Origin of the sequence: Rathayibacter sp. PhB186 (genome assembly GCF_003751825.1) — a bacterium.
Lineage (GTDB): Bacteria > Actinomycetota > Actinomycetes > Actinomycetales > Microbacteriaceae > Rathayibacter > Rathayibacter festucae.
Window position 1 is genome coordinate 49,532 of the sequence record NZ_RJKO01000005.1, and the last position, 22,914, is coordinate 72,445.

Consider the following 22,914-nt stretch of genomic DNA (forward strand, 5'->3'; position numbering starts at 1 on the left):
AAGGACCATGCCCGCCTCCGCCGCCCGCCGCTCACCCCGGCTCCTCCACCGTCTGCGCTCCGTCTCCCCGCGCCTCGTCGTCGTCTTCTCCGCGATCGCGCTCATCCCGCTGATCTACGCGGGCCTGCTGACCTCGGCGAACCTCGACCCGACCCACCACCTCGACACCGTCCCCGCGGCGATCGTGAACGAGGACACCGGCGCGACCGCCGCCGACGGCTCGGCCCTCGCGCTCGGCGACGCGCTGACCGACGAGCTGACGACGAGCACCTCCGCCTCGAACTTCGACTGGACGCGGACCGACGCCGACGAGGCCGCGAGCGAGCTCGCCTCCGGCGCCGTCTACGCAGTGCTGACCGTTCCGGCCGGCTTCTCGGCCGACGTGGCCTCGGTCGGCGGGGACGACCCGTCGGCGGCGACCGCGGCCCGGCTGTCGATCGCGACGAACGACGGCGCCAACCTGATCGTCGGCAACATCGCCGCGACGATCGGCAGCACGGTCACGAAGACCCTCGAGAAGCAGGTCGGCGAGGAGTACCTGAAGAACGTCTACGTCGGCTTCACGGACGTGCACGACAGCCTCGAGCAGGCCGCCGACGGCGCGACGCAGCTCGCCGACGGCGCGGCCACCGCGTCGAGCGGCTCGGACGAGCTCGTCGTCGGCCTCGAGCAGCTGCAGGACGGCACCGCGCAGCTCGCCACCGGGGCGGACTCGCTCCGCGCCGGGGCCGACTCCGCTGCGGACGGAGCGGCGACTCTCTCCACCGGGCTTCAGCAGCTCGCCGACGGGACGGCCGCGCTGCCGTCGTCCGCCGCCGCGCTGAACGCCGGTGCGCAGTCGGTCGCCACGGGTGCGCAGTCGCTCGACGGTGGAGCCGCGGACCTGGCGACCGGAGCGGCGACCCTCGCCGACGGCACCGCCGCCCTGTCCTCCGGAGCGGCGACAGCCGCGACCGGCGCGCAGTCCCTCGCCGAGGGCGCCTCCTCCGTCTCCGACGGCGCGACGGCGGCACTCGCCGGTGCCGGGACGCTGCGCGACGGCTCGGCGGCGCTGGCCGCGAGCACTCCCGCCCTGGCCACCGGAGCGGCGACGGTCGACACCGGCCTCCGGTCGCTGATCGCGGGCTACGGCACCCTCACCGACACCGAGCGCCTCGCCCTCCTCACGCAGCTCGAGTCGGGAGCTGCCGGAGTCTCGGCCGGAGCGACCGCCGCGGACCAGGGCGCGCAGACCCTCGCCGCCGGGTCCTCGGCGCTCGTCGGCGACTCCTCGGGCGGGCTGACCGCACTCGCCGCGGGCGCCGCCTCCGTGTCCTCCGGAGCCGCCGACCTCACCACCGGCGTGCAGTCGCTCGCCGCCGGAGCCGCGTCCGCCGACTCCGGCGCGCAGTCGCTCAGCACCGGGGCGCAGTCCCTCGCGACCGGCGCCGCCTCCCTCGACTCCGGAGCGGCGCAGGTCGCCGCCGGCACCGGCACCCTCGCCGGCAGCGTCGGCCCGCTGACGACCGGCCTCGACTCCGCCGCGAGCGGGGCCGGAGCGCTCGCCTCGGGCACTGCCTCCCTCGCCTCCGGTTCCGACGCCCTCGCCACCGGTGCCGACTCCGCCGCGCAGGGCAGCGCGGACGCCGCGACCGGCGCGGGCAGCCTCGCCTCAGGGGTCGACTCCCTCGCCACCGGCTCCGAGACCCTGTCCGGGAAGCTGGCCGACGGCGCCGCCGACGTCCCCTCCTACACGTCGGACCAGGCGGACGCGCTCAGCGCCGTCGCCGCGGCCCCCGTCGCGCTCGACACCGAGCGCCTGAACCGCGTGCCCGAGTACGGTTCCGGACTCGCGCCCTACTTCATGGCCCTCGCGCTCTGGGTCGGCGCCCTCGCCTTCTACCTGATGAGCGCGCCGCTGAGCGAGCGCCTGCTCGCCGCCCGCCGGCCCGCCTGGGTGGTCGCGCTGCGCAGCTACCTCCCCGGCGCGCTGATGGCGGTGGCGCAGGGCGTGCTCGCCGCGCTGGTGATCCGCTTCGGCGTCGGCGTCGACATGGCGCAGCTCCCGGCGCTGATGGGGATCGCGGTCCTCACCAGCCTGACCTTCGTCGCGATCAACCAGGCGCTGATCGCCCTGCTCGACGCACCCGGTCGCTTCCTCGCGCTGCTGCTGATCGTGCTCCAGCTCTCCTCGGCGGGCGGCACCTACCCCATCGAGACGGCGCCCGCCTTCTTCCAGGCCGTGCACGGGGTGCTGCCGCTGACCTACACGGTCGAGGCGTTCCGCTCCCTGATCGCGGGCGGCAGCATCGGCGTCGCGAACGCCGTGCTGGTGCTTTCGCTCTGGCTGCTCGGCGCCCTCGCCGTCACCGTGCTGGCCGCCGACCGCCGCCGCCGCGGCCTGACGCCGGCCCTGCGCGACCCGGAGCCCCTGCTCGAGACGGCGTGACCGGAGCGGTCCAGCATGCTGGTCGACGGCTCGACCGGAGGACGCCTGCGGCGGTGGCGCCCAGCATGCTGGTCGAGTAGCCGCGCAGCGGCGTATCGAGACCCGCCGTCATCAGCAGGACGGGTCTGCAGACTCGTCTTCTGACGCTGGTGGATCTCGATACGCCCGCTGCGCGGGCTACTCGATCAGCATGGACCCCGCTGCGCGGGCTACTCGATCAGCATGGGGCGGACCCGCTGCGCGGGCTACTCGATCAGCATGGAGGCAGCGTGCCGGAGTCGGTCCCGCGCGCCGCACACCCACCGCCCCGCGCCCAGCCCGCGCTTCCTCCGCCCAGGGCGAACGCGTGGCGCGCGCTCAGAGAGCGGGAGGTAGCCTGACACTCACATTTCCTCGTCAGAAAGGTGCCGGGCCTGCGCCCGCAACATTCATGAACGTCAAGCGCATCTTCCGGGGTCCCATTCTCTACGTCGTCCTCGCGATCGTGGCGGTCTGGATCGGCTCCTCGCTGATCACGATGTCGGGCTTCCGGCAGATCAGCACGCAGGAGGGGCTCCAGCTCCTCTCCGACGGCAAGGTCGACTCCGCGAAGATCGTCGACGGCGAGCAGCGCGTCGACCTGACCCTCGCGCAGGACGACGGCGACAACGGCAAGCAGGTGCAGTTCTACTACGTGGCACCGCGCGGCGCCGAGGTCGTGGACGCGGTCACCACCGCTGCTCCGTCCGACGGCTACGACGACGAGGTCCCGCAGACCAACTGGTTCCTCTCCGCTCTCGGCTTCCTCCTCCCGATCCTCCTGATCGGCGCGTTCTTCTGGCTGATGCTCTCGGGCATGCAGGGCGGCGGCAACCGCGTCATGCAGTTCGGCAAGTCGAAGGCGAAGCTGGTCTCGAAGGAGTCGCCCAAGGTCACGTTCGGCGACGTCGCCGGCGCCGACGAGGCGATCGAGGAGCTGCACGAGATCAAGGAGTTCCTCAAGGAGCCCGCCAAGTTCCAGGCCGTCGGCGCGCGGATCCCGAAGGGCGTCCTGCTCTACGGACCTCCCGGCACCGGCAAGACCCTGCTGGCCCGCGCCGTCGCGGGTGAGGCGGGCGTCCCCTTCTACTCGATCTCCGGCTCCGACTTCGTCGAGATGTTCGTCGGCGTCGGCGCGAGCCGCGTCCGCGACCTGTTCCAGCAGGCCAAGGAGAACTCGCCGGCCATCATCTTCGTCGACGAGATCGACGCCGTCGGCCGCCACCGCGGCGCCGGCATGGGTGGCGGGCACGACGAGCGCGAGCAGACCCTCAACCAGCTGCTGGTCGAGATGGACGGCTTCGACGTCAAGACCAACGTCATCCTGATCGCGGCGACCAACCGCCCCGACATCCTCGACCCCGCGCTGCTGCGCCCGGGCCGCTTCGACCGCCAGATCGGCGTCGACGCCCCGGACATGCTCGGCCGCAAGAAGATCCTCGAGGTGCACGGCCGCGGCAAGCCCCTGGCGGGCGGAGTCGACCTCGAGGTCGTCGCCCGCAAGACCCCGGGCTTCACCGGCGCCGACCTCGCGAACGTCCTCAACGAGGCCGCGCTGCTCACGGCCCGCTCGAACGCGCAGCTGATCGACAACCGCGCGCTCGACGAGGCGATCGACCGCGTCATCGCCGGTCCGCAGCGCCGCACGCGCGTCATGCGCGACAAGGAGAAGCTGATCACGGCGTACCACGAGGGCGGCCACGCCCTCGCCGCCGCGGCGATGCGCCACACCGACCCCGTCACGAAGGTCACGATCCTCCCGCGCGGCCGAGCCCTCGGCTACACGATGGTCCTGCCGCTCGAGGACAAGTACTCGACCACCCGCAACGAGCTGCTCGACCAGCTCGCCTACGCGATGGGCGGCCGTGTCGCGGAGGAGATCGTCTTCCACGACCCGACCACCGGCGCCTCGAACGACATCGAGAAGGCGACCTCGATCGCCCGCAAGATGGTCACCGAGTTCGGCATGTCCTCGAACGTGGGCGCGGTGAAGCTCGGCTCCTCCTCGGGCGAGATGTTCCTCGGCCGCGACATGGGCCACCAGCGCGACTACTCCGAGCAGGTCGCCGAGCGCGTCGACCTCGAGACCCGGCAGCTGATCGAGCAGGCGCACGACGAGGCCTGGCAGGTCATCAACGCCAACCGCGACATCCTCGACCGCCTCGCCGCCGACCTCCTCGAGAAGGAGACCCTCGACCACGACCAGCTGGCCGAGATCTTCAAGGACGTCCGCAAGATCGACGAGCGCCCGCAGTGGCTCTCGAGCGACAAGCGCCCGCTCTCCGACCTCCCGCCGATCGCCATGCCGCCCGCCAAGGCGCCGATCGACGCCGGCGCCACCGACGGCGCGGTCGTCTCGGAGAGCTCCGAGCCCGCCGCCCCGCAGCGGCCGCCGCTGATCAACCCGCGCCCGACGACGGCGTAGCAGCACCGTGCCGGTCGACAGGGCGCGCATCGAGGCCGCCGTCGCCGAGCTCCTCGCGGCCATCGGGGAGGACCCGGGCCGCGAGGGGCTCTCGACGACCCCGCAGCGCTTCGCCGACTCCTACGAGGAGTTCTTCGGCGAGTTCGACCTCGACCCGGCCTCGCACCTCGCCGAGACCTTCGCGGTCGTCGAGGAGGGGGAGCAGCCGCCGGCGACCCAGACGGTCGTCGTCCGCGACCTGGCCTTCCGCTCCGTCTGCGAGCACCACCTGCTGCCGTTCGCCGGCGTCGCGCACATCGCCTACCGCGCGGGCGAGCGCGTCGTCGGCCTCGGCAAGCTCCCGCGGGTCGTCGAGACAGTCGCGTCCAGGCCGCAGCTGCAGGAGCGGCTGACCGAGCAGATCGCGGACGTCCTCGACGCCGGTCTCTCGCCCGAGGGCGTCCTGGTCGTCGTCGACGCCGAGCACGGCTGCGTCCGGCTGCGCGGCGCGCGCCAGAGGGCCAGCTCGACCGTCACCGTCGCCGCCCGCGGCACCCTCGCCGACCCCGCCGCGCGCGCCGAGATCATCGCGCTGATCGGCGCCGCCCGGGAGGCCTGACGTGGGCCTCGCCGTCACCGATCTCGCGCCCGGCCATCGCGCCGCGCTCCTCGGGATCCTCAACGTCACCCCCGACTCCTTCAGCGACGGCGGTCGCTGGCTGTCCGTCGACGACGCGGTCGAGCACGGACTCACGATGACCCGCTCCTCCGGCGACGGCCCGGCGTCCTTCGGCGCCGACCTCGTCGATGTCGGCGGGGAGTCGACCCGCCCCGGCGCCGCGCGCGTCGACGCCGCGGCCGAGCAGGGGCGCGTGCTGCCGGTGGTCCGCGCGCTCGCGGCCGAGGGCGTCCGGGTCAGCATCGACACCATGAGCGCCGCGACCGCGGAGGCCGCTCTGGACGCGGGCGCGGTCGTCGTCAACGACGTCTCCGGCGGACTCGCCGACCCGGCGATGCTCCCGCTCGTCGCCGAGCGCGGCGCGGTCTACATCGCCATGCACTGGCGCGGTCACAGCGCCGGCATGACGGAGCTCGCCTCCTACGCCGACGTGGTCGCCGAGGTGCGCTCCGAGCTGGAGCGCCGCGTGGACGCCGCCCGTGCGGCGGGCATCCGCGACGAGCACCTGATCCTCGATCCCGGACTCGGCTTCGCGAAGGACGGCGGCCACGACTGGGCGCTGCTCGCGCACCTCGACGCGATCGTCTCGCTGGGCCTGCCCGTGCTGGTCGGCCACTCCCGCAAGCGCTTCCTCGCCCCCTTCGCTCCGGCCGGCTCGACCGCGGCGGAGCGCGACGACGTGACGGCGCTGCTGAGCCTCGCCGCCGTCGACCGCGGCGCCTGGGGCGTCCGGGTGCACGACGTCCGCTCGAGCGCCCGCGCCCTCGCGCTCGGCGCCCGCCTCCAGGAGGAGCTCCCGTGACCGACCCCGCCCGCTCCGCCGCGACGCCGCCGGCCCTCGACGCCGCCGCGCTCGCGCTGCGCGACTCGATCACCCTCACGGGTCTGCGGGTGCGCGCGCACCACGGGGTCTTCGACTTCGAGCGCGAGAACGGCCAGGACTTCGTGATCGACGCCACGGTCTGGCTCGACCTCGCTCCCGCGGCGAGCGGCGACGCGCTGGCCGAGACGGTGCACTACGGCGAGCTGGCGATCGCCCTCGCCGACGCCGTCACCCGCGACCCGGTCGACCTGATCGAGACCGTCGCGGAGCGCCTGGCCGCGGTCGCGCTGAGCTTCGCCGCCGCCGAGGTGGTGCGGATCACCGTGCACAAGCCCGACGCGCCCATCCCGCTGCCGTTCGACGACGTCGCGGTGCAGATCACCCGGGTCCGCCCGTGAGGCCGCGGCAGCAGCGACTGCTGCCCGAGCGTCGGGTCGTCCTCGCACTCGGCAGCAACCTGGGCGACCGGCTCGCGCACCTGGAGGCCGCCGTCCGCGCGCTCGCGACGACGCCCGGGCTCCGCCTGGACGGGGTGTCGAAGGTGGTCGAGTCGCCGGCCTGGAAGCTCGACGGCGCCGACGAGGCCGCGCCCGCCTACTTCAACGCGGTCGTGATCGGCTCGACGACGCTCGAGCCCGACGACCTGCTCGCCGCGACGGCCTCGATCGAGCGCGCGGGCGGCCGGATCCGCGGCGACGGCGAGGAGCGCTGGGGCGACCGCACGCTCGACATCGACCTGATCGCGGTCGGCGGCGTCGTCCGTGACGACCCGCACCTCACCCTCCCGCACCCGCGTGCCGGTGAGCGCGCCTTCGTGCTCGAGCCGTGGCTCGACGTGGAGCCACACGCCGTCCTGGCGGGGCGCGGCCCGGTCGCCGAGCTGCGCGCCCGCGCGACGGACCGGGTGACCGACCGGCCCGAGGCGATAGCGTGGCGGCGCCCGCGAACCTCCGAGACCGCCCCCGCCCCCGGCCGCACCGACCCCGAGAGCAGCACTCCGTGAAGCGCACCCGCATCAGCTCCCTGCTCGGCCTGGCCCTCGTCGGCGCCGTCGCCGGCTTCCTGATCGACCTGGCCATCGCCTCTGCGGGGCGCCCGGTGCTGATCCCGCCGCTCACCGTCCCGCTGACGCTCGTGGTGGTCGCGGCGCTCGTGATCGGCTTCGCGATCCCGATCCACCGCGCGACCAAGGGGACGCTCCGCCGCCCCATCGACCCGTTCCGCGCGATGCGCGTCGTCGTGCTGGCGAAGGCGTCGAGTCTCGTCGGCGCTCTGCTCCTCGGGGCCTCCGGCGGGGTGCTCGTCTACCTGCTGAGCCGGCCCGTGGTGCCTTCGCTAGGCTCCGTGTGGCAGGACGTGGCCGCCATCGTCGGCGCGATCGTCCTGCTGGTGGCCGGTCTGGTCGCCGAGCACCTGTGCACCATCCCGCCGACCGACGACGACGACCCCGCTGTCGGCGAGGTGAACCACGCCTGACGCCGACGCCCGCTCGGACGCAGGCAGGGAGGACGTCATCATGGCCGACGACCAGGAGGCGACCCCCGCAGCCGTTCCGGAGCCGCTGAGCCCGGAGCCGCTGAGCCGGCGTGAGGCGCGGAGCCGCGAGGCGGCGCTCGAGCAGGAGCGCGAGTCGGTCCGGCCCGTGCGGGACGCGGTTCAGCCGGAGCCTGACGCGAGTCAGCCGGGGCGTGACGCGGTCCACCCGGAGGGCGTCGGGCTCGACTCCGCCGGTCCCGAGCGCCCGACCGGTGGCCGCCTCGACCTGGCCGGTCCGTGGCGGCGCGTCTCGCCGAAGTACGTGGCCGTCGAGGTCGTCTCGGCCGTCGTCTCCAGCGTGGTGCTCCTCGCCGTGCCGACCTTCCTGCTGCTGATCGGCGTCGACTGGGCCTGGATCCTCGTCCTCGCAGCGGCGATCCTCGCCGTCACGCTGCTGATCGTCGCCCCCCGCCGCGCTCGCGCGTACGGCTACCGGCTGCGCGAGGACGACCTGCTCTTCCGCCGCGGCATCATGTTCCAGCGCTTCGTCTCGGTGCCCTACGGCCGCATGCAGCTGATCGACGTCAACCGCGGCCCGCTCGCGCGCGCCCTCGGCCTGGCCGATCTGCGCTTCGTGACCGCCGCCGCGGCGACCGGTGTCAGCATCCCCGGGCTCGTCGACGGCGACGCCGAGGAGCTGCGCGATCGGCTCGTCGAACTGGCGGAGTCGCGCCGGGCCGGCCTGTGAGCGAGGCTCCTGCGGCCGTCCGCGGCATCGAGACCGACCTCGCCGACGGCGAGTGGCACCGCCTGCACCCCGCGACACCGGTGCTCAAGGGCGGGATCGGCCTGCTGGTGGTCCTCGGCATCCTGATCACCAACCTCCGCGAGCGCCTGCTCGAGCTCTTCCTCCCCGGCCCCGGCGATTACGAGAGCGGCGACCCGGTCGACGCCTTGATCGACCGCGGGCTGATCGGCTGGGCGCTGCTCGCTGTCGTCGCCGGTCTGGCCGTCGCCGTGTTCGCCTTCTGGCTGTCCTGGCGGATGCACACCTTCCGCATCACCGACGAGATCGTCGAGGTGCGCTCGGGAGTGCTCTTCCGCACCAACCGGCGCGCGCGGCTCGACCGCATCCAGGGCATCGCCGTGCAGCGCCCGCTGTTCGCCCGGCTGTTCGGCGCGGCCAAGCTCGAGGTCAGCGTCGCCGGGCAGGACGCGAACGTGCAGCTCTCCTACCTCGGCTCGCGGCTGGTGGACGCGCTGCGGCGTGACATCCTGCGGCTGGCGTCGGGGGTGCGCGAGCGGGAGGCGGTCGCGGGGGAGGCGCCGGCCGGCGGCTTCCTCGCGCGCCGGCTGGAGGAGTTCGCCGAGCCGGAGGAGCAGGCGCCGCCCGAGTCGGTCGTCTCCATCCCGCCCGGGCGGCTGCTCGGCTCCCTGGTGTTCAGCGGCTTCACGGTCTTCCTGGTGGTGGCGATCGTGGCCGTCGTCCTCACCTCGGTCTACGGCTCGCCCTACGTGCTGATCGCGATCCTGCCCGGCCTGATCGGCTCCGGCAGCTACTACATCCGCCAGTTCGTCCGCTCGCTGCGCTACTCGATCGCCGCGACGCAGGACGGCGTGCGCGTCGGCTACGGCGTGCTCTCGACCAGCAGCGACACCCTGCCGCCCGGCCGGATCCACGCGGTGGAGATCACCCAGCCGCTGCTCTGGCGGCCGTTCGGCTGGTGGCAGGTGAAGATCGACCGGGCCGGCCACGCGGCGTCCCGCGGTGCGAACGGCGAGCCGAACACCACGATCCTCCCGGTCGGCGACCTCGCCGCCGTCGAGCGCGTGCTCGCGCTGCTGCTGCCCGGCGACGACGAGGGCGCCGAGGCGACCCCCGTCGGCGACGCGCTGCGCCGCCGGGACGCCCCCGGCTTCACCAGCGCGCCCCGCTCGGCGATGCTGCTCCGGCCCTTCTCCTGGCGGCGCACCGGCTTCCGGCTGGCGGAGGACGTCGTGGTCCTGCGCAGCGGAGCCGTCTGGCGCCGCGTCACGGTCGTCCCGCTCGCGCGGATGCAGAGCGTCGGCGTGCAGCAGGGGCCGCTGCAGCGGATGCTCGGGCTGGCCTCGGCGCGCGTGCACACGGTCGCCGGCCCGGTCACGCCGCTGGTGCCGGTGATGAGCGTCGCCGACGGAGTCGCCTTCTTCGAGAGCGTGGGCCGGGCCGGGACCGCCGCGGCCGAGCGCGACGCCAGCCACCACTGGGGGCGGCGCGCCGCCGCCGCTCCGACGCCCCGCGACGCCTGGGCCGCACCCGAGGGGGACCCGTATGCCTGACGCCCGCCGCGACGGACGCCTCGGCGTCGGGATCATCGGCGCCGGACCCGTCGGCCCGGTGCTCGGTGCCGCGCTCGCCAACGCCGGGCACGCCGTGGTCGGCGTCGCCACGACGAGCGACGCCGGCCGCGAGCGCGTCGACGCCCTGCTGCCCGGCGCTCCGGTGCTCGCGATCCCCGATCTCGTCGAGCGGAGCGAGCTGGTGATCATCGCCGTCCCGGGCGCCGAGATCGCGGCGCTGGTGGCCGGCCTCGCCGCGACCGGGGCCTGGCAGCCCGGGCAGCTCGTGCTGCACACCGCGGCGGAGCACGGCTTCGGCGTGCTGGCGCCCGCCCTGGCCTCGGGCGTCATCCCGCTCGCCGTGCACCCGGCGATGACGTTCACCGGGACCAGCCTCGACCTGGCGCGCCTGGCGGAGACGTACTTCGCCGTGACCGCGCCCGGCCCGGTGCTGCCGATCGCGCAGGCCCTCGTCGTCGAGATGGGCGGCGAGCCGGTCACCGTCGCGGAGGCGGACCGCCCCGCCTACGCCGAGGCCGTCTCCACCGCGACCACGTTCTCCACCGCCATCGTCGAGCAGGCCGCCGGCCTCCTCGCCGGCATCGGCGTCGACAAGCCCGGCTTCTTCCTCTCCAGCCTCGTCCGCTCCTCCGTCGACGACGCCCTCCGCCGCGCGGCCGGCTGACGCCGCCCTCCGTGCCGGCGGGCGGCTGACGCCGCCCCGCCGGCCGAGGAGCGCCGCAGGCGCGCCCCATCCGCGCGGCCGGCTGACGGCGCCCCGCCGACGGAGGAGCGCCGGAGGCGCGCCCCATGCTGGTCGAGTAGCGCCGGAGGCGCGTATCGAGACCCGGCGTCGCCAGGACATCGGTCCTGCAGACCTCTGCTCTGACGCTGGTGGATCTCGATACGCCCGCTGCGCGGGCTACTCGATCAGCATGAAAGGCGCCCGCTGCGCGGGGTACTCGAGCAGCGCTGCAAGCGCCCCCCTCATGCTGGTCGAGTAGCGCCGGAGGCGCGTATCGAGACCCGGCGTCGCCAGGACATCGGTCCTGCAGACCTCTGCTCTGACGCTGGTGGATCTCGATACGCCCGCTGCGCGGGCTACTCGATCAGCAAGAAGGGTGCCCGCTGCGCGGGCTACTCGATCAGCAAGAAGGGTGCCCGCTGCGCGGGCTACTCGATCAGCAAGAAGGGTGCCCGCTGCGCGGGCTACTCGATCAGCATGGAGGGGAGGGTGACCGCGGCGCGGGCTCCTCGATCACCGGACTCCGCACCGCCGGTAGGGTTCTCGGGTGATCAGCACCATCGAACGCATCGGCGAGCTCCGGGAGACCCTGCAGGAGGCGCGGCGCGGCGGGGCGCGAATCGCCCTCGTGCCGACCATGGGCGCGCTGCACGACGGGCACCTCGCGCTCGTCGACCGGGCGCGGGAGATCGCGGACGTCGTCGTCGTGTCGATCTTCGTGAATCCGCTGCAGTTCGGCCCGGACGAGGACCTCGACCGCTATCCGCGCGACCTGGCGGCCGACGTCGCCCTGCTCGAGGAGCGCGGCGTCGCCCACGTCTTCGCGCCGAGCGTCGCCGAGATGTACCCGGACGGCCCCTCCTCCACCCGCGTCGTCGCCGGGAAGGTCGGCGCGCTCTACGAGGGCCGCTCGCGCCCCGGCCACTTCGACGGCATGCTGACCGTCGTCTCGAAGCTCCTGCACATCGTGCAGCCGGACGTCGCGATGTTCGGCCAGAAGGACGCGCAGCAGCTGTTCCTCGTCCGCCGGATGGTGCGCGACCTCGATCTGCCCGTCGCGATCGAGGGCGTGGACACCGTCCGTGAGGAGGACGGCCTCGCGCTCTCCAGCCGCAACCGCTACCTCGACGCCCGCGAGCGCCGGGCCGCCCGGACGATCCCGCTGCTGCTCGAGGCCGCCGCCTCCGCCGCGGACCGCGGCATCGACGCCGTGATCGCGGCCGCGCAGTCCGCCTCGATGGGCGAGCCGCTGGTTAAGCTGGACTACCTCGTCGTCACGAACCCGGCGACGCTCCTGCCGGTCGACGACGACCACCGCGGCCCGGCCCTCGTGCTCGTCGCCGCGGTCGTCGGCTCCACCCGGCTCCTCGACAACGGCCCGATCCTGCTCGCCTGATCGCGCCCGCCGCCTCCAACCGAAAGCACCCGCGTTCTGACATGGTCGACACTCCCGGCGCCCCCGTGCCCCCGTCCGAGCCCACGCCCGAGGAGGCCTCCGAGCAGAAGGCCGTCCGCCTGGCCAAGCGCGAGCGCCTGATCGAGCTGGCCGGCGACGACCTCGGCGGCGGCGCCTACCCGGTGTCCGTCGCGGTCACCGACACCATCGCGGCCGTCCGCGCGCGCCACGAGGGCATCGAGCCCGACGTCAAGACGGGCGAGCGGGTCGGCCTCGCCGGCCGCGTCGTCTTCCAGCGCAACACCGGCAAGCTCTGCTTCGCGACGCTGCAGGCCGGCGACGGCTCGCGGATCCAGGCGATGGTCTCGCTCGGCGACGTCGGCGAGGAGTCGCTGGCGAGCTGGAAGGAGCTCGTCGACCTCGGCGACCACCTCTTCGTCGCCGGCGAGGTGCTCTCCAGCAAGCGCGGCGAGCTCTCCGTCTGGGTGTCGGAGTGGAGCATCGCGGCCAAGGCGATCCTCCCGCTGCCGAACCTGCACAACGAGCTCGGCGACGAGACCCGGATGCGCCAGCGCTACCTCGACCTGATCGTGCGCCCGCAGGCCCGCGAGACCGTGATCGCCCGCTCCACCGTCAACGCCTCGCTCCGGAAGACGTTCGTCGACCACGGCTTCCTCGAGGTCGAGACCCCGATGCTCCAGGTGATGCACGGCGGCGCCTCGGCCCGCCCCTTCGCCACGCACTCGAACGCCTTCGACACCGAGCTCTACCTCCGCATCGCGCCGGAGCTCTACCTCAAGCGCGCCGTCGTCGGCGGCATCGAGCGCGTCTTCGAGATCAACCGCAACTTCCGCAACGAGGGTGCCGATTCGACGCACTCGCCCGAGTTCGCGATGCTCGAGGCGTACCAGGCCTACGGCGACTACTCGAGCATCGCCGACCTCACCCAGGAGCTGATCCAGAACGCGGCGCTCGCCGTGGCCGGCTCGCACGTGGTCACCTGGGCCGACGGCACCGAGTACGACCTCGGCGGCGAGTGGGACCGCCTCTCGATGTACGAGAGCCTCTCGCAGGCCGCCGGCATCGCGATCACCCCGCAGACCCCGCTGGTCGAGCTCGAGACGCTCGCCGCGCGCGAGGGCGTCGAGGTGCACGTGCCCACCCACGGCAAGTACGTCGAGGAGCTCTGGGAGCACTTCGTCAAGGGCGACCTCGTCCGGCCCACCTTCGTGATGGACTTCCCGGTCGACACCTCGCCGCTGGTGCGCGCGCACCGCAGCGTCCCGGGCGTCGTGGAGAAGTGGGACCTCTACGTCCGCGGCTTCGAGCTGGCCACCGGCTACTCCGAGCTGATCGACCCGGTCGTCCAGCGCGAGCGCTTCGTCGAGCAGGCGCTCCAGGCCGCGGCCGGCGACGACGAGGCGATGCGCCTCGATGAGGACTTCCTCCGCGCGCTCGAGCACGGCATGCCCCCGACCGGCGGCATGGGCATGGGCATCGACCGGCTGCTGATGGCCGTCACCGGTCTCGGGATCCGCGAGACCATCCTCTTCCCGCTGGTCAAGTAGGTTCGAGGCGTGGTCAGGGCATCCAGCATCGTCGCGACGGTCGTCGCCGGCGTCCTCACCCTCGCGCAGTTCGGCGTGGGCGCGGCGGTCGCCGGCTCGGTGCTCGTCGACTCCGCCGATGTCGGCCGTGCGCTGGCGGATCAGCGGGCGGCGGAGTCGTTCACTCCCGACGGCACGATCACCGGTTTCGCGGACCGCACCGCGATGTCCACTCGCGGCCGCGCCCTCTACTACGCCTCGAACCCCTCGGTCGAGCCGACGGCCGGCTTCAACGCGCTCTGCGGCTACGGCGCCTCGGACGAGATCGTGCTCGGCTGCTACACCGGCAGCGACATCTACATCTCGGACGTCGAGAACCCCGACCTCGACGGGATCCGCGACGTGACCGCCGCGCACGAGATGCTGCACGCCGCGTGGGTCCGGATGGACGCCGCCGAGCAGGCCGAGGTCGGTGCGCAGCTCGAGGCGGCCTACGCCGCCCTGCCGCAGGACGGCCCGATCGCCGAGCGCCTGGAGCTCTACCGCACCGGTGGCCTCGGCGAGCGCGTCAACGAGCTGCACTCGATCCTCGGCACCGAGGTCGCCGACCTGCCGCCCGCGCTCGAGGCGCACTACGCCGAGTACTTCGCCGACCGCTCGGTCGTGGTCGGCCTGAACGCCCAGTACGAGGCGGTCTTCACCGACCTCGAGGACCGCATCACCGAGCTGGTCGCCCGCATCGACGCGATGTACGCGGACCTCACCGCGCGCATCGACGCCAACAACGCCGAGTACGACGCGCTGAACGCCGAGATCGACTCCTTCAACGCCCGGGCGGACAGCGGCGACTTCGCCTCGGACGCCGCCTTCGACGCCGAGCGGGCCGACCTGCTCGCGCGGGGAGCGGCGATCGACGCCACCCGGGCCGCGATCGACACCGACGTCGCGGTCTACGACGGCCTGCGCGCGGAGCTCGAGGGGCTGAACGCCGATGCGTCGGCGCTCAACCAGTCGATCGAGAGCAGCTGAGCCGCACCGGGCCGCCGGGGGACCGGTCCGTCCGGCCCGTTCGCTGAGCGGCCGCTCCGGGCCCGCTCCCGGCCGGGCCGGGTAGGATCGCCCCCATGGACTGGGAGCTGTGGAATCAAGGACTGTGGGCACTCGTGCCGACCGTCACCATCGGACTCCTCTTCTGGTTCATCATGCGCGCGCTGATCCGCTCGGACCGCAACGAGCGCCGCGCCTACGACCGCATCGAGGCGCAGGAGCGGGCCCGCCGCGGTCTGCCCCCGCGCGACGCGGCGTAGAGCCCGCGTGAACACTCCCGACTGGTCGCTGGTCCTCGCGGTCGGCGCGATCGTCGTGGAGCTCGTCGTCCGCGTGATCGCGGTCATCGTCGTCCCGCGCAACCGCCGCCCGACCACCGGCCTCGCCTGGCTGATGGCGATCTTCCTGATCCCCTACGTCGGCATCCTGCTCTTCCTCTTCATCGGCAGCTACCGGCTGCCGCGCAAGCGCCGGCGCAAGCAGGAGGAGATCAACCGCTTCATCCTCGAGTCGACCGAGGGCATCGACCGGGTCGCCCGCGACCACCCCTGGCCGCTCTGGCTCGAGTCCGTCGTCACCCTCAACCGCAACCTCGGCGCGATGCCTCTCGTCGGCGGCAACGACGCCCGCCTGCAGGGCGGCTACGAGCAGACCATCCGCGCGATGGCCGACGAGATCGACCGCGCCCGCCGCTACGTGCACTGCGAGTTCTACATCCTCGCCGCCGACGCGACGACCGCCCCGTTCTTCGACGCGCTCGACCGCGCCGTCGCCCGCGGCGTGACGGTGCGGATCCTGCTGGACCACATCGCGTCGATCCGCGTCCCCGGCTACTACACCGGGACGCACCGCCGCCTGAGGGCGCTGGAGCGGGCCGGTGCGCGCTGGTCGTACATGCTCCCCGTCCGCCCGTGGCTCGGCCAGTACCAGCGCCCGGACCTCCGCAACCACCGCAAGCTGCTGATCGTGGACGGCAACGCGGCGTTCATGGGCTCGCAGAACGTCGTCGACTCGAGCTACAACAAGCGCGGCAACATCCGCCGCGGCCTGCACTGGCACGACCTGATGGTGCGCCTCGAGGGCCCGGTGGTGCAGGGCATCAACGCGATCTTCATCACCGACTGGTACAGCGAGACGGACGAGCTGCTCCTGCGGGAGTCCGAGCCGATGGAGGCGCTGCAGCAGCGCGACACCATCGACTGCCAGGTGGTGCCGAGCGGTCCGGGCTTCGACGGCGAGAACAACCTCCGGCTCTTCCTCGCGCTGCTCTACTCGGCGCAGAAGTCGATCATCATCACGAGCCCCTACTTCGTCCCCGACGAGGCGATGCTCTACGCGATCACGACCGCGACCCGCCGCGGCGTGCACGTCGAGCTCTTCGTCTCCGAGATCGGCGACCAGGCCGTCGTCTACCACGCGCAGCGCTCCTACTACGAGACTCTGCTCACCGCCGGCGTGCGGATCTGGATGTACCGCAAGCCCACGATCCTGCACGCGAAGCACTTCACCATCGACGACGACGTCGCCGTGATCGGCTCGAGCAACATGGACATGCGCTCCTTCACGCTCAACCTCGAGGTGTCGCTGATGGTGCGCGGCTCCGACTTCGTCGAGGACCTGCGCGAGGTGCAGCAGGACTACCGGGAGCACTCCCGCGAGCTGACACTGCGCGAGTGGCGCCAGCAGCCGCTGCGCTCGACGATCCTCGACAATCTGGCAAGGCTCACCTCGGCCCTCCAATAGGGAGGCTCGAGCTTCGCTCAGGAATGGCGAGACTCTCTCACTTCTTGTTACGCTCCGAAGGCGAACGTTCCTCGACGTCCGCTCCTCTTCGATCGGAGTCGCCCTCGTGATCCCTCGTCCCTCCCATCTGAATCCGCTCTGCGTCCCGCTGAGTGCCGGAGCCCGCGCCGTGCGGCTCCGGGGCTCAGCGGGCGCCGTGGCACTGCGCCGCACGGTGGACGTCTCCGTGCCGACGTCGTCCGGCTTCCGGATGGACCTCGCCATCGCCGCGACCGAGCGCGTCCGCGTGGTCCACGTCGTCTCGACGCCGTTCGCCGTCCGCTGGCCCGGAGCGAGCGCCGTCGACGGCTCCTCGGTCTTCCTCCTGCCGATGGACGGCGTCCTGGCCGTCGACACGTCGTCCGGCCTGCTCGAGGTCGAGGAGGGCGGGCTCGCCCTCTCCTCGGAGGATCCGGTCGTCGTCCGCACGTCCCGTCCGGCCCGCTTCCTCGTGCTCTGCGCCGACAACGGCGTCTCCGAGCGCCGCCGCGCCGATCCGGTGCGGCTCGTCCCCGCCACCTCGACGACGAACACCGCGCGGACGATGCTGCGGGCCTTCCTCGCCGAGCTCGACCCCGAGAACCCGGTGCAGGCCGAGTACCTCGAGGGCACCGTCCTGCGCCTCGCCCGGCTGCTCGGCTCGGAGCGGGAGGAGGGCTCGCGCGAGCGCCTCGGTCTGCACGAGATGGTCGAGGCCGCCCTGCAGGTCATCCAGGCCGACTACAGCGACCCGACGCTCGACCCGAGCACGGTGGCGCGGCGCTGCCGGGTCAGCCTGCGCACACTGCAGCGCGCGGTGGCCGACGAGCGCGGCTCGACCCTGCGCAGGCTCATCTCCGACGTCCGCACCGAGAACGCCCTGCGCCTGGTCGGCACGCCGGAGTCGAGCATCCTCCCGCTCAGCGACATCGCCCGGCGCTCCGGCTTCTCGTCGCCCGAGCGGCTGCGGCGCGCGATCGCGACCGAGACGGGACTCTCCCCGAGCGAGTACCGCCGCCGTCTGAACGGGGAGGACCTCGCCGCGGGCTGAGCCGGCCCTCGCCCGCGGTTCCGCCGATCCTCGCCCGCCGTCGTCGCTTGCGGGTGACGGCGACTCGCGCAAGGCCCTGTGCTGCCCGAGGCGCCCGGCGTAGCGTCGGAGCGTCCTCAGCACGGTGGGCCGTCGGTCCTTCCGGGGCCGGCACTTCAGAAGGGAACGTCATGGCGGCGAGCAGAACGACGCGCATCCTCATCCTCGGCGGCGGCTACGTCGGCCTCTACACGGCCTGGGGCCTCGAGAAGCTCCGCGGGGCGACGCCGATCGACGTCACCGTCGTCGAGCCGAACCCCTACATGACCTACCAGCCGCTCCTCCCCGAGGTGGCCGGCGGGCACGTCCAGCCGCGCCACGTCACGGTCCCGCTGGTGCAGGCACTGAAGCGCACCCGCATCGTCCGCGGCGCGATCACCGGCGTGAGCCTGGCCGAGCGCTCGGCCACCGTCGCGGCGATGGACGGCACCAGCCGCACGCTGCCCTTCGACCACGTCGTCTTCGCCCTCGGCGCGGTGACCCGCACCTTCCCGACGCCCGGTCTCGCCGAGCACGCCATCGGCTTCAAGACGGTCGAGGAGGCGGCGCACCTGCGCGACCGCGTCATCGAGAACATCGCGAAGGCCGCGCTGACCACCGATCCGACCGAGCGCCGGCGTCTGCTCACCTTCGTCTTCGTCGGCGGCGGCTACACCGGGGTCGAGGCGCTCAGCGAGCTGCTCGACCTCAGCCGCCGCACCCTCGCCGCGCAGCCGTCGCTCTCGATGGGCGACGTCACCTGGCACCTCGTCGAGGCGCTCGACCGGGTCGCGCCCGAGGTCGGCCCGGAGCTCTCGGTCTGGACGCTCGACCACCTCCGCGAGCGCGGCGTGCACGTGCACCTGAAGACGACGATGCCCTCCTGCGAGGACGGCGTGGTCGAGCTCTCCAGCGGCGAGCGGATCCCCGCCGCGACGATCGTCTGGACCGCGGGCGTGAAGCCCAACCCGACCCTCGATGCGACCGACGCGCCGCGCGGACCGAAGGGGCACGTGATGGCCGACGCGCGCCTCCGGGTGATCACCGAGGACGGCGAGCCCGTCGGCTCGGCCTGGGCGGCCGGCGACGGCGCACAGGTGCCCGACCTCACCGCCGCGAAGCAGCCCGCGTACTACCCGCCGAACGCCCAGAACGCCGTCCGCCAGGCCAAGCTGCTGGCGCGCAACATCATCGCCGACATCACCGGCGGCCCGGTCGAGGAGTACCGGCACGTGTCCGTCGGCACGGTCGCCGAGTACGGGATCGGCAAGGGCGCGGGGGTCATCAAGGGCGTGAAGCTCCGCGGAGTGCCCGCCTGGCTCGCGCACCGGGCCTACCACGGGGCGGCCGTGCCGACGTTCGACCGCAAGTGGCGCATCATCGCCGGCTGGGTCGTCGACGCGGTCTCGCGCCGCGACCTGTCGCCGATGAGCGCGCTGCAGGATCCGCGCCGCGCGTTCCGCGAGACCGCCGAGGCGACCGACCGCGAGGCGGCGGAGAAGCGCGCGGCGAAGGAGAAGGCGGCCGGAGCCTCCTGAGCCGGTCCTCCTGAGCCGGACCGGCGCCGGCGCGCTCAGGCGCGTCGGCGCGGCTTCAGCCGGACGGTCGGCAGGGTCGGCGCCGGCAGTGCCCGGCCGGGGTAGCCCGCGACCCGGCCGAACGGCCCGTCCGCGTCGCCGCCCGCGATGACGTCGCTCTGCCAGCGCTCGCGCGCGGCGGCGACGTCGTCGTGGCTGCGGCCGACGAAGTTCCACCACATCACCAGCTGGTCCGGGAACGGCTCGCCGCCGATCAGCACGACCCGGGCGCCCGCGTCCCCGGCCGTCAGCACCAGCACGTCGCGACCCGGCGCGAGGTAGGCGAGGTCGGAGCGGGGGACGTCGACGCCGTCCACCTCGAGCGGGCCGGCGTCGACCAGCACTCCGTGCTCCCACGCGGTCTCGAGCGGGATCTCGACGCGGGCGCCCGGCTCGAGGTCGAGCTGCGCGGCGACGAGCGGGGTGAACACGCTCGCGGGCACGGAGGCGCCGAGCAGCTCGCCGACGAAGACCTGCGCCGTCGCACCGGGCAGCTCCACCCGCACGCCGCGGTGGTGCTCGAAGAACGGCTCGCCCAGGCGCGCCTCCTCGGGCAGCGCCACCCAGAGCTGCACGCCGTGCAGAACCGGCTCGGCGCCGGTGGAGACCTCGGAGTGCGAGATGCCGCGCCCGGCGGTCATCAGATTGAGCTCGCCCGGGCGCACCAGCTGGTGGCTCCCGACGCTGTCGCGGTGGTCGATCTCGCCCTCGAAGAGCCAGCTGACCGTCTGCAGTCCGGTGTGCGGGTGCGGCGGGACGTCCATCCCCGCCTCCTCGCCGAGGTGCACCGGACCGTAGTGGTCCGCGAAGCACCAGGCGCCGATCGTGGAGCGCGAGCGCTGGGGGAGGGTGCGCCGCACCTCGATGGCGCGGGCTCCGCCGAGCGGCACGAGTCGCGCCTCGAGGATCTCGACGGGAGACGCGGCGGCCGGCTCGGACGCGACCGCGTGCTCGTCCGGATGCTCCTCCAGATTGCTCATAGCGGAAGTCTATGTCTGTGCATGGAAATCGGTCCTCACGCCCAGGGCGAACAGGGGGTCCGACCGGGGGGAGCGCTGGCTACAGTCGAGCTATCGGAGCCCACCCCTGCGGGTTCTGTAGGGAGTGACAGCATGTTCGAGAGATTCACCGATCGCGCACGGCGCGTCGTCGTCCTGGCCCAAGAAGAGGCCAAGATGCTCAATCACAACTACATCGGGACCGAGCACATCCTGCTCGGCCTGATCCACGAGGGCGAGGGAGTGGCCGCCAAGGCGCTCGAATCCCTCGGCATCTCGCTCGACGCGGTGCGCGAGCAGGTCCAGGACATCATCGGCCAGGGGCAGCAGCAGCCCACCGGCCACATCCCCTTCACGCCGCGTGCGAAGAAGGTCCTCGAGCTGTCCCTGCGCGAAGCGCTGCAGCTCGGCCACAACTACATCGGGACCGAGCACATCCTGCTCGGCCTCATCCGCGAGGGCGAGGGCGTCGCCGCACAGGTGCTCGTCAAGCTGGGCGCCGACCTCAACCGGGTGCGCCAGCAGGTCATCCAGCTCCTCTCGGGCTACCAGGGCAAGGAGCAGGTCGCCGTGGGCGGTGAGCAGCAGCAGCCTCAGGGCGGCTCGCAGATCCTCGACCAGTTCGGACGCAACCTCACGCAGGCGGCGCGCGACAACAAGCTCGACCCGGTCATCGGGCGCGAGAAGGAGATCGAGCGGGTCATGCAGATCCTCTCCCGCCGCTCCAAGAACAACCCCGTCCTGATCGGCGAGCCCGGCGTCGGCAAGACCGCCGTCGTCGAGGGCCTCGCCCAGGCGATCGTGCGCGGCGACGTGCCCGAGACGCTCAAGGACAAGCAGCTCTACACGCTCGACCTCGGCTCGCTCATCGCCGGCTCCCGCTATCGCGGAGACTTCGAGGAGCGCCTCAAGAAGGTGACGAAGGAGATCCGCACCCGCGGCGACATCATCACCTTCATCGACGAGATCCACACCCTCGTCGGCGCAGGGGCCGCGGAGGGCGCGATCGACGCCGCCTCGATCCTCAAGCCGCTGCTCGCCCGCGGCGAGCTGCAGACCATCGGCGCGACCACGCTCGACGAGTACCGCAAGCACTTCGAGAAGGACGCCGCGCTCGAGCGCCGCTTCCAGCCGATCCAGGTCGCGGAGCCGTCGCTGCCCCACACCATCAACATCCTCAAGGGCCTGCGCGACCGCTACGAGGCGCACCACAAGGTGTCCATCACCGACGGTGCCATCGTCTCGGCCGCCAACCTCGCGGACCGCTACATCAGCGACCGCTTCCTCCCCGACAAGGCCATCGACCTGATCGACGAGGCCGGAGCCCGCCTGCGCCTCTCGATCCTCTCGGCCCCGCCGGAGCTGCGCGAGTTCGACGACAAGATCGCCGTCGTCCGCACCGCGAAGGAGGCCGCGATCGAGGACCAGGACTTCGAGAAGGCCGCGTCGCTCCGCGACGAGGAGAAGCAGCTGCTCGGAGAGCGCCTGCGCCTGGAGAAGAAGTGGAAGTCGGGCGACGTCAAGGCGACCGGTGTCGTCGACGAGGGCCTGATCGCCGAGGTCCTCGCGCAGGCGACGGGCATCCCGGTCTTCAAGCTGACCGAGGAGGAGTCCTCGCGGCTCGTCTTCATGGAGAAGGCGCTGCACCAGCGGGTCATCGGCCAGGAGGAGGCCATCGCGGCCCTCTCGCGGACCATCCGCCGCACCCGCGCCGGGCTCAAGGACCCCAAGCGCCCCTCGGGATCGTTCATCTTCGCCGGCCCCACCGGCGTCGGAAAGACCGAGCTCGCCAAGGCGCTCGCCGAGTTCCTCTTCGACGACGAGAACGCGATGATCTCGCTCGATATGTCGGAGTACGGCGAGAAGCACACCGTCTCGCGGCTGTTCGGTGCCCCTCCCGGGTTCGTCGGCTTCGAGGAGGGCGGCCAGCTCACCGAGAAGGTCCGCCGCAAGCCGTTCAGCGTGGTCCTCTTCGACGAGATCGAGAAGGCCCACCCCGACATCTTCAACTCGCTCCTCCAGATCCTCGAGGAGGGTCGTCTGACCGACGGCCAGGGGCGCGTCGTCGACTTCAAGAACACCGTCATCATCATGACCACCAACCTCGGTGCGCGTGACATCGCCGGTGGTCCCGTCGGGTTCCAGATCGAGGGCGAGAACGCCACCGGCTACGACCGCATGCGCGGCAAGGTCAACGAGGAGCTGAAGAAGCACTTCAAGCCCGAGTTCCTCAACCGCGTGGACGACGTCATCGTCTTCCCGCAGCTGTCGAAGCCCGAGCTGCTCCAGATCGTCGACCTGTTCATCGGCCGCCTCGGGGACCGCCTGCTCGACCGCGACATGACGGTGGAGCTGACGCAGTCGGCCAAGGAGCGGCTGATCGAGGTCGGGTTCGACCCGGCCCTCGGCGCCCGCCCGCTGCGCCGCGCGATCCAGCGCGAGATCGAGGACCAGCTGTCCGAGCAGATCCTGCACGGCCAGCTCGGTGCCGGAGACCACGTGCACGTGGACTTCGCGGAGGGCAAGTTCGTCTTCACGACGACGCCGCGCCTGATCTCGATCAGCGCCGGTGCGACGGCGGGAGCGGCGACCGCCGGCCCGGCGACGCCCGACCTGATGGCGTAGCA

Annotated in this window: 19 protein-coding genes; 18 read left to right on the plus strand and 1 reads right to left on the minus strand. The window is 72.7% G+C overall.

Annotation, left to right across the window (positions count from 1 at the left end; translation table 11 throughout):
• Positions 1–7: 7 nt before the first annotated feature.
• The 17 genes from EDF45_RS13550 (at position 8) to EDF45_RS13630 (ending at position 19,250) form a co-directional block, all read left to right on the plus strand.
• On the plus strand, positions 8–2,428 hold the full coding sequence (locus EDF45_RS13550; protein WP_123736611.1) for a YhgE/Pip domain-containing protein: 2,421 nt from the start codon (positions 8–10) through the stop codon (positions 2,426–2,428).
• A 430-nt stretch (positions 2,429–2,858) separates the two neighbouring features.
• Positions 2,859–4,871, plus strand: a complete 2,013-nt coding sequence (ftsH, locus tag EDF45_RS13555; protein ID WP_123705529.1) for an ATP-dependent zinc metalloprotease FtsH — start codon at positions 2,859–2,861, stop codon at positions 4,869–4,871.
• 7 nt (positions 4,872–4,878) lie between these two features.
• The gene (folE, locus tag EDF45_RS13560) at positions 4,879–5,469 is read left to right on the plus strand and encodes a GTP cyclohydrolase I (protein ID WP_123446802.1); all 591 of its coding nucleotides are present in this window, start codon (positions 4,879–4,881) and stop codon (positions 5,467–5,469) included.
• Position 5,470: 1 nt separating this feature from the next.
• Positions 5,471–6,331 carry a dihydropteroate synthase gene (gene folP, locus EDF45_RS13565; RefSeq protein ID WP_123705528.1) on the plus strand — a complete coding sequence of 287 codons (861 nt, stop codon included), beginning with the start codon at positions 5,471–5,473 and terminating at the stop codon, positions 6,329–6,331.
• Positions 6,328–6,750, plus strand: a complete 423-nt coding sequence (gene folB / locus EDF45_RS13570; protein WP_185020188.1) for a dihydroneopterin aldolase — start codon at positions 6,328–6,330, stop codon at positions 6,748–6,750. The genes folP and folB overlap by 4 nt, the downstream gene beginning before the upstream one ends.
• The gene (gene folK, locus EDF45_RS13575; RefSeq protein WP_123736612.1) at positions 6,747–7,355 is read left to right on the plus strand and encodes a 2-amino-4-hydroxy-6-hydroxymethyldihydropteridine diphosphokinase; all 609 of its coding nucleotides are present in this window, start codon (positions 6,747–6,749) and stop codon (positions 7,353–7,355) included. The genes folB and folK overlap by 4 nt, the downstream gene beginning before the upstream one ends.
• Positions 7,352–7,828 (plus strand): DUF3180 domain-containing protein, encoded by a 477-nt coding sequence (locus EDF45_RS13580; protein WP_123446799.1) that lies wholly within the window; start codon positions 7,352–7,354, stop codon positions 7,826–7,828. The genes folK and EDF45_RS13580 overlap by 4 nt, the downstream gene beginning before the upstream one ends.
• Positions 7,829–8,114: 286 nt before the next feature.
• On the plus strand, positions 8,115–8,576 hold the full coding sequence (locus EDF45_RS13585) for a PH domain-containing protein (RefSeq protein WP_374204632.1): 462 nt from the start codon (positions 8,115–8,117) through the stop codon (positions 8,574–8,576).
• Positions 8,573–10,147 carry a PH domain-containing protein gene (locus EDF45_RS13590; protein ID WP_123736614.1) on the plus strand — a complete coding sequence of 525 codons (1,575 nt, stop codon included), beginning with the start codon at positions 8,573–8,575 and terminating at the stop codon, positions 10,145–10,147. The genes EDF45_RS13585 and EDF45_RS13590 overlap by 4 nt, the downstream gene beginning before the upstream one ends.
• Positions 10,140–10,832 (plus strand): Rossmann-like and DUF2520 domain-containing protein, encoded by a 693-nt coding sequence (locus tag EDF45_RS13595; RefSeq protein WP_123705524.1) that lies wholly within the window; start codon positions 10,140–10,142, stop codon positions 10,830–10,832. Before EDF45_RS13590 ends, EDF45_RS13595 begins: the two co-directional genes overlap by 8 nt.
• A 607-nt stretch (positions 10,833–11,439) precedes the next feature.
• Positions 11,440–12,288 carry a pantoate--beta-alanine ligase gene (gene panC / locus EDF45_RS13600; protein WP_123736615.1) on the plus strand — a complete coding sequence of 283 codons (849 nt, stop codon included), beginning with the start codon at positions 11,440–11,442 and terminating at the stop codon, positions 12,286–12,288.
• A gap of 41 nt (positions 12,289–12,329) precedes the next feature.
• Entirely contained in the window at positions 12,330–13,856 is a 1,527-nt protein-coding gene (gene lysS, locus EDF45_RS13605) for a lysine--tRNA ligase (RefSeq protein WP_123736616.1), read from the plus strand.
• Between the two features lie 9 nt (positions 13,857–13,865).
• Positions 13,866–14,864 carry a hypothetical protein gene (locus EDF45_RS13610; protein WP_123736617.1) on the plus strand — a complete coding sequence of 333 codons (999 nt, stop codon included), beginning with the start codon at positions 13,866–13,868 and terminating at the stop codon, positions 14,862–14,864.
• Positions 14,865–14,959: 95 nt separating this feature from the next.
• A complete protein-coding gene (locus EDF45_RS13615; protein WP_123446793.1) occupies positions 14,960–15,142 on the plus strand; it encodes a hypothetical protein in 183 nt (60 codons plus the stop codon).
• 7 nt (positions 15,143–15,149) lie between these two features.
• Positions 15,150–16,625 carry a cardiolipin synthase gene (gene cls, locus EDF45_RS13620; RefSeq protein WP_123736618.1) on the plus strand — a complete coding sequence of 492 codons (1,476 nt, stop codon included), beginning with the start codon at positions 15,150–15,152 and terminating at the stop codon, positions 16,623–16,625.
• Positions 16,626–16,821: 196 nt separating this feature from the next.
• Complete coding sequence (locus tag EDF45_RS13625; RefSeq protein ID WP_123736619.1) at positions 16,822–17,694, plus strand: helix-turn-helix domain-containing protein; 873 nt, start codon at positions 16,822–16,824, stop codon at positions 17,692–17,694.
• Between the two features lie 170 nt (positions 17,695–17,864).
• Positions 17,865–19,250: an NAD(P)/FAD-dependent oxidoreductase gene (locus tag EDF45_RS13630; RefSeq protein ID WP_123736620.1), complete on the plus strand. Its 1,386-nt coding sequence runs from the start codon at positions 17,865–17,867 to the stop codon at positions 19,248–19,250.
• Between the two features lie 35 nt (positions 19,251–19,285).
• Here EDF45_RS13630 and EDF45_RS13635 read toward each other — a convergent pair whose 3' ends face one another.
• Complete coding sequence (locus EDF45_RS13635) at positions 19,286–20,269, minus strand: pirin family protein (protein ID WP_123736621.1); 984 nt, start codon at positions 20,267–20,269, stop codon at positions 19,286–19,288.
• A 132-nt stretch (positions 20,270–20,401) separates the two neighbouring features.
• Here EDF45_RS13635 and EDF45_RS13640 point away from each other — a divergent pair, with 132 nt between their 5' ends.
• Entirely contained in the window at positions 20,402–22,912 is a 2,511-nt protein-coding gene (locus EDF45_RS13640; protein ID WP_123446787.1) for an ATP-dependent Clp protease ATP-binding subunit, read from the plus strand.
• The last annotated feature ends 2 nt before the right edge of the window (positions 22,913–22,914 follow it).

Excerpts from the sequence above, each read along its gene's own strand:
- EDF45_RS13615 (WP_123446793.1), top strand. The coding sequence starts at position 14,960 with ATGGACTGGGAGCTGTGGAATCAAGGACTGTGGGCACTCGTGCCGACC.
- EDF45_RS13640 (WP_123446787.1), top strand. The coding sequence starts at position 20,402 with ATGTTCGAGAGATTCACCGATCGCGCACGGCGCGTCGTCGTCCTGGCC.
- EDF45_RS13595 (WP_123705524.1), top strand. The coding sequence starts at position 10,140 with ATGCCTGACGCCCGCCGCGACGGACGCCTCGGCGTCGGGATCATCGGC.
- lysS (WP_123736616.1), top strand. The coding sequence starts at position 12,330 with ATGGTCGACACTCCCGGCGCCCCCGTGCCCCCGTCCGAGCCCACGCCC.
- EDF45_RS13630 (WP_123736620.1), top strand. The coding sequence starts at position 17,865 with ATGGCGGCGAGCAGAACGACGCGCATCCTCATCCTCGGCGGCGGCTAC.
- ftsH (WP_123705529.1), top strand. The coding sequence starts at position 2,859 with ATGAACGTCAAGCGCATCTTCCGGGGTCCCATTCTCTACGTCGTCCTC.
- EDF45_RS13635 (WP_123736621.1), bottom strand. The coding sequence starts at position 20,269 with ATGAGCAATCTGGAGGAGCATCCGGACGAGCACGCGGTCGCGTCCGAG.
- EDF45_RS13550 (WP_123736611.1), top strand. The coding sequence starts at position 8 with ATGCCCGCCTCCGCCGCCCGCCGCTCACCCCGGCTCCTCCACCGTCTG.